This is a genomic window from Pannonibacter sp. I15F10I1, assembly GCF_900185665.1.
GTDB lineage: Bacteria > Pseudomonadota > Alphaproteobacteria > Rhizobiales > Stappiaceae > Pannonibacter > Pannonibacter indicus.
In genome coordinates this window covers 1-8,942 of sequence record NZ_FYAN01000020.1, presented here as the reverse complement: position 1 = coordinate 8,942, position 8,942 = coordinate 1, and the positions used below count along the sequence as shown (strand labels likewise).

The window sequence follows — 8,942 nt, the reverse complement described above, 5'->3', positions numbered from 1 at the left end:
TAAAAGATCGCCCTCAACGTCATCCGCTCCCATCCTGACAAGGCCTCAATCAGGCGGAAAATCAAAAAAGCTGGATGGGACGAGGACTTCCTCACATCGCTCATCAGCCATATGCGATAGCCCTGCCACCAGGGGGAGGGGGGCGGAGAGGTCCTGCCATCATCCCGGTGCATTCTTCCTCCGTGCGTCCGTTGTAAACACAGCCCTCAAGGAGGGAGAGGGGCGCTGCGGCAAAAGGAGAGTGCCTGCCTCCTTATTGCCTCCGATGTAGACACTGCCGCGCGGGCCGGGAACGGCGATGGAGAAGCCGCAGGGTTGTACCCAGCCCGCGGGCGCTGTCAGCGGGCGGCGCGCAGGGCCTCGGTCATCAGGCACAGTTCCAGGAACAGGATCTGCGCCGCGATCTGCGCGGTGTTCGTGGTCGCGTCATACTGCGGCGCCACTTCCACCACATCCGCGCCCACCACATTGAGGCCTTTCAGCCCGCGCAGCAGTTCCATCACCTCACGCGGCTGCAAGCCGCCCACTTCCGGCGTGCCGGTGCCCGGCGCAAAGCCGGGGTCGATGCTGTCGATGTCGAAGGACACATAGACCGGGCCGTCCCCCACCACCGCCCGCGCCTGCGCGATGATGGCCTCCATGCCCAGCCGGGGCACGTCTTCGGCGTGGATCACGGTCATGCCGCTTTCCTGCGAGAACTCCCAGAGATATTCCGCGCCGCCGCGGATGCCGATCTGGATCGTGCGGGCCGGATCGAGCACGCCGTCCAGCACCGCCAGACGGAACGGCCCGCCGTGCTGGAACTTGGCGCCCTCGTAGGGTCCGGCCGTGTCGCAATGGGCGTCGATATGGATCATGCCCACCGGCTGGTCCGCGCCAACGGCCTTGAGGATCGAGGCCGAAATCGAATGATCGCCGCCGACGCTGAGCGGGCGCACACCGGCCTGAACCAGCTTGCGGTAAAAGGCCTCGATGTCGGCATGGCAGGCGGCCAGATCATAGCGGCTGCGCATCGGCACGTCGCCAATGTCGGCAATGCGCGCATTCGAGAAGGGCGCGATATCCATCACATGGTCGTAAGGGCCGATGCGCTCGATCGTCCGCAGCGCCCTCGGGCCGAAGCGGCTGCCGTTGCGGTTGGTGACGCCCAGATCCATCGGCACGCCGATGAGGGCCACATCCAGGAGGGCCTGCCCCGCCGCATCCAGCGCTTCTTCCACATAGGGCGCATCCAGAAAGGTCGGCACGCCGGCGAAGGGCCACTTGCGCGTGTCGGAGCCGGTGAACTGCGCCTGCGCGACTTCGCGGAAACGCGGATTGAAGATGTCGCCACCGGCGGCATTTGCGTATTTGGACCTGAGCGCTGCGAGCTTATCCTGATCGACCATTCCAGCCTGCTCCTTGAAAACACTGGCCAGAAGGCTAGGCAGGAAAGCAGATTTAGTACTTCGGGATTGTCCGAAGTGATGCCCGTTCTTTTCTGATGTTCCCGCGCCGCCGCTTCCGCCAGCGTGACAGGACAAACGTGTAAAAGCACGGCGGGAACAGACAGATGACCAGCAGACCAGACGCCCTTGCGGCGCATTTCACCCGTTGCGGCCTCCCCGGCCTCCTGCGCGCAGGCCATTTGATTGGCCGTCTGCCCGGCTGAGCCCTGCGCTTCACCGCCCCGCCCTTCCTTGCGATGACATGTCCGGTGCGCCTGATCCGGGCATGAACAGGAGAATGTACATGCCGGGTTTAACGATCCGAAACATCAGCAAGACCTACGGCTCCGCCTACGCCCTGCGGGACGTCAGCCTCGACGTGGACCAGGGGCAGTTTGTCTGCCTCCTGGGGCCCTCGGGCTGCGGCAAGTCCACGCTCTTGCGCATTCTCGCCGGACTGGAAACGCCGGGCAGCGGCACGATCGGGCTGGGTGGCCAGAACATCACCGCCATGCCCGCCCACAAGCGCGACTTCGGCATGGTGTTCCAGTCCCTCGCCCTGTTCCCCCATCTCACGGTCGGCGAAAACATCGCCTATCCGCTGAAGCTGCGGGGCGCCTCCCGCGCGCAGTGTGATGCGGAGGTCGAGCGGCTGCTGGATCTGGTGCATCTTCCGGGCGTTGCCGGGCGCGCCATTTCGCAGCTCTCCGGCGGCCAGCGCCAGCGCATCGCCATCGCCCGCGCGCTTGCCCTCAAGCCCAAGCTCTTCCTGCTGGACGAGCCCATGTCCGCCCTCGATGCCAAGCTGCGCGAGGCCATGCAGGTGGAGCTGAAGCGCCTGCAGCGGGAGCTGGGCATCACCACCTTCCTCGTCACCCATGACCAGCGCGAGGCGCTGACCACGGCCGATCAGGTGGTGCTCATGTCCGGCGGCGTCATCCAGCAGGTTGCCCCGCCGGTGGAGATCTACAAGGCGCCGGTCAATGCCTTCGTCGCCGACTTCATCGGCGTCACCAATCTCCTTCAGGGCGAGACGCAAGGGGCAGGTCAGGCTGTGGTGGCGGGCACGCCGCTCCACATCAGCGGGGCTCCGGCCAGCGGCACCTTCACCTTCTCCATCCGCCCGGAGGAGATCGACCTGCGGGATGCGGGAGCGCCCAACACGCTGTCGGGCACGGTCAGCTTCGTGCGCCATCTGGGCGCCTCGGTGGAGATCAGCGTCAGCGTGCCGGGCCTTGCCTCCGACCTCACGGTCAGCCCGCCGCTGAAGCACATGCCGCAGCTTTCCGTCGGGGATCCACTGCACCTGCATATCCCGCCTGCGGCCTGCGTGATCCTGGGGTAAGATGATGAGCACCGCCAAACCCGCAAGTCCCCTGGGCTATCTTCCCGCCGCCGCACCAGGCCTCGTGCTCGTGCTGCTGTTCGTGCTGCCCTTCGGCTCCATGGTTCTGATCTCCTTCTACAAGAACCTCGGCGGCGGCACCTATGAGGCGGTCTTCACACTCGCCAATTACGAGCGGCTGCTCAGCGCCTTCTTTGCCCGGCTGCTGATATCCTCCTTCAGCCTGGCGGCCATTGTGGCGGCCATCGCGCTGGTGATCGCCTTTCCCTTCGCCTGGCTTCTGGCAAATGCGCCGCGCAAGACACAGGTTCTGTGGCTGATCTTCCTGCTGTCGGTCCTGTCCCTGTCGGAATCGATCATCGGCTTTGCCTGGTCCACCCTGCTGTCGCGCACGGCCGGCATCTCCAATCTCTTCGTGGCGCTGGGGCTTCTGGCCAAGCCGGAATCCTACACGCCGGGGCTCGGCGCCCTGATCGCGGGCGTGGTCTACATCGCCTTTCCCTATGCGGTGCTGCTGCTCTACCCGATCCTTGCCCGGGTGGACCCGCATATCGAGGAAGCGGCGCGCACGCTCGGCACCTCGCCGCTGCGCACCTTCTTCACGGTGATCGTGCCGATGCAGCGCAACCTGCTGCTGACCACGTTCCTGATGATCTTCGTCTTCACGCTCGGCTCTTACCTGATGCCGCAGATCCTCGGCCGCCCGGCCAACTGGACGCTGTCCGTGGCCATCTCCGATCAGGCGCTGCTGCAGTCGAACATTCCCTTTGCCGCGGCGCTCGCCATCTTCCTCGTGCTCGTCACGCTGCTGATTGCCGGTGCTGTCGCACTCTTCGGACGCAAGGAGAACAGCTGATGAGCCAGGTCCTGTTCCGCCGCCTTTTCTTCTGCCTTCTGGGCCTCGTCATGGTGGCGCCGCTCGCCGTGGTGCTCGGGGTCTCGGTCAATGAGAAGAGGTCGCTGACCTTCCCGCCGCAGGGCTTCAACATGGGCTGGTACAGCGAGCTTTTCCTCGACCCGGCCTGGTTCGGCGCCTTGCTCAACAGCCTCACCATCGCGCTGATCTCGGCGGCGGTTTCGGTTGCCATCGCCCTGCCGCTGGCCTGGTTCAGCTGGCGCTACCGGCTGTGGTGGGTGAAGGTGTTTGTCGCTCTCGGCCTGCTGCCCTTCCTGCTGCCGCCGGTCATCTCGGCCCTCGGCTTCCTGTCCTTCTGGACCCAGACCGGCCTCTACGGGCAGAGCTGGACGGTGGTGGTCAGCCACGGCGTCTTCCTGGTGTCGCTGCCGCTGGTGTCGATCTCCCTCGGCTTTGCCTCGCTGGACAGCGCCCTGCCGGAAGCCGCCGCCACCATGGGCGCGGATGACTGGAAGATCCTCAGGACCGTGCTGCTGCCGCTGGTCCGGCCCTACATCATCTCGGGCTTTGCCTTTGCCTTCGTTATCTCGCTCAACGAATACATCATCTCCTACATGACCATCGGCGCGGTTCTGGAAACACTGCCGATGAAAATTTTCAACTCCCTGCGTTACGGCTATACGCCGGTGATCGCTGCGGCATCCGTGTTCTTCGTTGTGGTGACGGTCGGGATCCTGTCCCTCGTTGCCCAGTTCTCGGACCTGCCAAAACTTCTCGGGGCTCCCGCAAGATGACAAGAAACCGCAAGGCCCTGGCCGATGCCACGATTTACCCCTTCTGGCTCGACAATCCGGCCGCACCCGAAACCTGCGGCCACCTGATCGGCGCAACGGATGCGGATCTGGCCATTGTCGGCGGCGGCTTCACCGGCCTGTGGACCGCCATTCTGGCCAAGCAGCGCAATCCCGGGCGGGATGTGGTGCTGATCGAGGCGGGCAAGATTGCCCACGGCGCGTCGGGCCGTCCCGGCGGCATCGTCTCCACCTCCGTCATGCACGGGCTGATCAACGCCGCCCGCGTGTTCCCGAAGGACCTTGCCGCGCTGGAGCGCATGGGCAAGGACAATCTCGAAGGCTGGCGCAAGACCATCGAGGACTACGGCATCGATGCCGATCTGGAATGGACCGGCGAGATGACGGTGGCCGTCGACAAGCGCCATCTGGCCGAGATCGACGAGGAATATGCCCTTGCCAGCGCGCATGGCCACACGGTGGTCAAGCTGAACCGGGAAGAGACGCAGGCCGAGGTGAATTCCCCGCTCTATCAGGGAGCCATGTGGTCGCGCGAGCGCAGCGGCACGGTGCATCCGGCCAAGCTGGCCTGGGGTCTGCGCCGTGTGGCGCTGGAGCTGGGCGTGCGCATCTATGAGCATACGCCCATGACCGGTGTGGAGGACAACGGCGGCACGCTGACCATCCTCACCCATGACGGGCGCATCAAGGCGCCGCGCGTTCTGTTTGCCACCAATGCCTGGGCCGCCGGCCATCCGCATATCCGCCGCCGCATCGTCGCGGTCCGCGACCGGGTTCTGGCGACGGAGCCTCTGACGGACGAGCAGCTGTCGCGCCTCGGCTGGAAGCACCGGCAGGGCGTCTATGACACCCGCACCCAGCTCAATTACACGCGCCTGACCCGTGACAACCGCATCATCTTCGGCGGCCGTGTCGGCTATTACTTCAATGACCAGACCGACCCGGAGGCCGACCGGCGCATCGGCACCTATGACCAGCTTGCGGGCTATTTCTTCAAGACATTCCCGCAGCTGGAAGACGTGCGTTTCACCCATGCCTGGTCCGGCCCGATCGACCTCTCGATGCGCCTTGCTGTGCATTTCCAGCGCTACTACGGCGGCAAGGGCGTCTGGGCGGGTGGCTACTCGGGCTTCGGCGTCACCACCACCCGCTTCGGCGCGGGCATCGGCCTCGACATTCTGGACGGCCACGAAGGGCCGGACCTCGATCTCGACTTCGCCCGCACCCTGCCCCGGCCCATTCCGCCGGAGCCGCTGCGCTGGATCGGCGCAAAGCTGACCATGTATGCCCTGGACGAAGTGGACGAAAAGGGCGGCTGGCGGAAGGCATGGGTCAATCTGGTTCACAAGATGGGTTTCCCGCTATGAGCAGCAGCACGTTCACCGGTCCCGCACCGGCCTATTTCACCCGCTCCCGCACCGTTTTCCTCAACGGCGCCTGGCACACCGGCACGGCGGGGGCAACGCTGACCGCCGTCAGCCCTTCGACCGGGGAAGTCTTCGCCGAATTCGTGCCCGCCTCCCCGGCGCAGGCACAGGCGGCGGCAGAGGCGGCGAGCCTCGCCTTCCCCCACTGGCGGCGCACCAGCGGCGCGGAGCGGGCGGAATATCTCGCCGCCTTCGCCGAAGGCCTGCGCGCCCGCAAGCCGGACCTCGTGGCGCTTCAGATGCTGAACAGCGGCAAGCCCCGCTTCGAGGCCGAGATCGACGTGGAGGATGCCGCCGCCACATTCGACTATTACGCTGGCCTTGCCCGCGAGATGGATGCCGGACAAGGCAAGCCGCTGGCGCTGGCCGATCCCGCGCTCGGCGGGCGCAGCTTCCTGGAGCCGCTGGGGCCGGTGGCGCTGATCGTGCCCTGGAACTTCCCGATGGTCACCACCGCGTGGAAGCTGGCCCCTGCGCTGGCCGCAGGCTGCACCGCCGTGCTCAAGCCGTCCGAATTCACCACCCTCGCCGAACTCGTCTATGGCGACATCGCGCTCGCCTGCGGCCTTCCCGCGGGTGTGCTGAACATCGTGCCCGGCGGCGGGGCCATCGGCGGGGCGCTCTGCACCAATCCGGTGTTCCGCAAGATTTCCTTCACCGGCTCCAATGCCACGGGCGCCCGCGTCATGGCCGCAGCTGCCGAACGCACTGTGCCCGTTTCGCTGGAGCTGGGCGGCAAGTCGCCGCTGGTGGTGCTTGAGGGCAGCGATCCGGCAACGGCAGCGGACATCATCGCCGCGGGCATCTTCTTCAATGCCGGCCAGATGTGTTCGGCCACCTCCCGCGTCATCCTCCCCGCCGCCTCGAGCGCCAGCATCGAGGAGGCCCTGCTGGCCAAGGTCCGCTCCCTGCGGCTCGGCGGGCCGGGTCTGGCGGAGGCGGACATGGGGCCGCTGACCACGCGGCCGCAGTTCGGCAAGGTGCAGGGCTATCTGCGGCAGGCCGCAGCCGGCGGGCTCACCTGCCTGCACGGCGGCAAGGCGGCCGATATCGACGGCGGTTTCTTCATCGAGCCGACCGTGTTCCGCGATGTGCCCGCGAGCCACCCCGTCTGGCGCGAGGAGATCTTCGGACCGGTCGTGGCCCTCACCACCGCCGCCTCCCCCGATGAGGCGATGGCCCTTGCCAATGACACGGACTACGGCCTTGCGGCCACTGTCGTCGGCCCGGACGCGGACGAGGCGCAGGCCTTTGCCGCGCGCATCGATGCCGGCCACGTCTGGATCAACACGCCGCAGATCATCTTCCCCAACACCGCATGGGGCGGGTTCAAGGGCAGCGGCATTGGCCGCGAGCTGGGGCCATGGGGCCTTTCCGCCTATTGCGCCGTCAAGTTCATCACCCGGCCGTCCTGACCGTTCATGCCACTGCCCGGCGAGCCTCACTCATCGGGCAGTGGTCAACTCCTTGCGGCACCTGAGCATTTCCAAGGCGTGATGCGTCAGCATCGAAAGCCCTGGCATCAGGGGCAGCCGCGCAGCAACTCTTCGAGGAAGTTCCAATGACCAAACTCACCGCGATGACTGCAGATGGCCCGGCGGGCCTCGAACCTTGCCAGGTGGTGCCTGCAGAAAGCCTGCTCAGCGCCGCTCCCGCCGAACAGGGCGCCGTCGTCTTTGATCAGGACGGCAAGACCTGCGGGCTCTGGGAGGCAACGCCCTATGCGGAGCGCATGGAAGACTATCCCTTCTTCGAGCTCGCCCACATCCTGTCCGGCGCTGTCGTGATCACGCCGGAGGGCGGCACTCCGCAGCGGTTCTCGGCGGGGCAGAGCTACTTCATGGAAAAGGGCTTCACCGGCCGCTTCGAGGTCGTCGAGACCTGCCGCAAGGCCTATTTCGTCACCGGCTGACGCAACCGGAGCCTGATCCCGGCGCCGCACCTGCCCGGTGTGCGGCGTTGGCTTCGCGCGGAAGGAGGACTAAGCTGACATGCATGTGCCACTGGCAGCTGGAGCTAGCGTGAACCGGGAGCTTATCCCCCACGGTCAGATCAGTCTCGACACGGCGGATATCCGCCTCATCCGCATCTTCATCCGCGTGGTGGAGGCCGGTGGCCTCAGTGCTGCCCAGCCGGAGCTGAATCTCTCCCTCTCTAGCATTTCGGAAAAGATCTCCGCCCTGGAGCAGCGCCTCGGGGTGAAGCTGTGCAACCGCGGGCGCTCGGGCTTTTCGCTGACGGAGCATGGCCGTCAGGTCTTTGACGAGGCCACCCGGATGCTTGTGTCGCTGGAGCAGTTCAGCAAGCGCGTCTCGGGGCTGAAGTCACGGCTCACCGGCACCCTGTCCATCGGCATCGTCGACAACACGATCACCGATCCCAACTCCCCTTTCGCCGCCGCCGTGGCGGCGATGGTGGAGACGGCGCCCAATATCAGCTTTTCCGTGGAAACCCGCCCGCCGGGCGAGCTGCTGCGCGATGTGGTGGGGCAGAAGCTGGATCTGGCCATCAGCAGCTTCCCGCGCGTGTCGCTGGGCCTTGCCTATATCGACCTTTATGACGAGACCCAGAATTTCTACTGCGGCAAGAACCATCCGCTGTTCGCCGTGCCGGACAGCGAGATCGAGATCGAGACCGTGCGCAGGCACCGGATCATCGGCCGCAGCTACTGGGCCGCGCGGGACATTAAGATTTTCGCCATCACGGCCCCGCATGCCACCGTTTCCAACATGGAGGCCGAGGCCCATCTGATCCTGTCCGGTGCCTATCTGGGCTACCTGCCGGATCATTTCGCCGCGCAGTTCGTCAGTCAGGGCCTGATGCGGTCCATCCGCCCGGACCTCTTCTCCTACCGTGCCCGGTTTCAGGTGGCCACCCACGAGGACTGGAAGAAAAAGCCGCGCGTGCGCGCCTTCATCGAGATCCTCGAACAGATCTGCCAGAAAGGCTGACCCGCCCGTTTGTTCCGGGCGGGTCAGGTTTTTGCTTAGCGGAATGGCCAGGGCAGGTCCATTGCGTCCTGCAGCATGCCTGACGGGAAGTTGAGGGAGAGGGCCCATGCGAGGGTGAGGATGA

At 65.7% G+C, this 8,942-nt stretch carries 8 protein-coding genes and 1 pseudogene; 8 read left to right on the top strand and 1 reads right to left on the bottom strand.

All coding sequences use genetic code 11. The features are described from left to right. Nucleotides 1-120 (top strand): annotated as a pseudogene (locus IF10I1_RS12945) (ISAs1 family transposase); the annotation flags it as partial. 218 nt (nt 121-338) lie between these two features. On the opposite strand, the gene speB reads toward IF10I1_RS12945, so the two are convergent. Continuing rightward, the gene (gene speB, locus IF10I1_RS12940; protein ID WP_186392251.1) at nt 339-1,388 is read right to left on the bottom strand and encodes an agmatinase; all 1,050 of its coding nucleotides are present in this window, start codon (nt 1,386-1,388) and stop codon (nt 339-341) included. A 343-nt stretch (nt 1,389-1,731) separates the two neighbouring features. On the opposite strand from speB, the gene IF10I1_RS12935 reads away from it, so the two are divergent. The 7 genes from IF10I1_RS12935 (at nt 1,732) to IF10I1_RS12905 (ending at nt 8,818) form a co-directional block, all read left to right on the top strand. Continuing rightward, nucleotides 1,732-2,772 carry an ABC transporter ATP-binding protein gene (locus tag IF10I1_RS12935; RefSeq protein ID WP_186414961.1) on the top strand — a complete coding sequence of 347 codons (1,041 nt, stop codon included), beginning with the start codon at nt 1,732-1,734 and terminating at the stop codon, nt 2,770-2,772. A gap of 4 nt (nt 2,773-2,776) precedes the next feature. After that, nucleotides 2,777-3,628 carry an ABC transporter permease gene (locus tag IF10I1_RS12930; protein ID WP_050475348.1) on the top strand — a complete coding sequence of 284 codons (852 nt, stop codon included), beginning with the start codon at nt 2,777-2,779 and terminating at the stop codon, nt 3,626-3,628. After that, nucleotides 3,628-4,422, top strand: a complete 795-nt coding sequence (locus IF10I1_RS12925; protein ID WP_186424529.1) for an ABC transporter permease — start codon at nt 3,628-3,630, stop codon at nt 4,420-4,422. The genes IF10I1_RS12930 and IF10I1_RS12925 overlap by 1 nt, the downstream gene beginning before the upstream one ends. Next, nucleotides 4,419-5,807, top strand: a complete 1,389-nt coding sequence (locus tag IF10I1_RS12920; RefSeq protein ID WP_186414960.1) for an FAD-binding oxidoreductase — start codon at nt 4,419-4,421, stop codon at nt 5,805-5,807. Before IF10I1_RS12925 ends, IF10I1_RS12920 begins: the two co-directional genes overlap by 4 nt. Further along, nucleotides 5,804-7,282 carry an aldehyde dehydrogenase family protein gene (locus IF10I1_RS12915; RefSeq protein WP_186392249.1) on the top strand — a complete coding sequence of 493 codons (1,479 nt, stop codon included), beginning with the start codon at nt 5,804-5,806 and terminating at the stop codon, nt 7,280-7,282. The genes IF10I1_RS12920 and IF10I1_RS12915 overlap by 4 nt, the downstream gene beginning before the upstream one ends. Before the next feature lie 146 nt (nt 7,283-7,428). Beyond that, entirely contained in the window at nt 7,429-7,779 is a 351-nt protein-coding gene (locus tag IF10I1_RS12910; protein ID WP_050475331.1) for a cupin domain-containing protein, read from the top strand. A gap of 109 nt (nt 7,780-7,888) precedes the next feature. Then, nucleotides 7,889-8,818 (top strand): LysR family transcriptional regulator, encoded by a 930-nt coding sequence (locus IF10I1_RS12905; protein ID WP_163001485.1) that lies wholly within the window; start codon nt 7,889-7,891, stop codon nt 8,816-8,818. Nucleotides 8,819-8,942 lie beyond the last annotated feature (124 nt).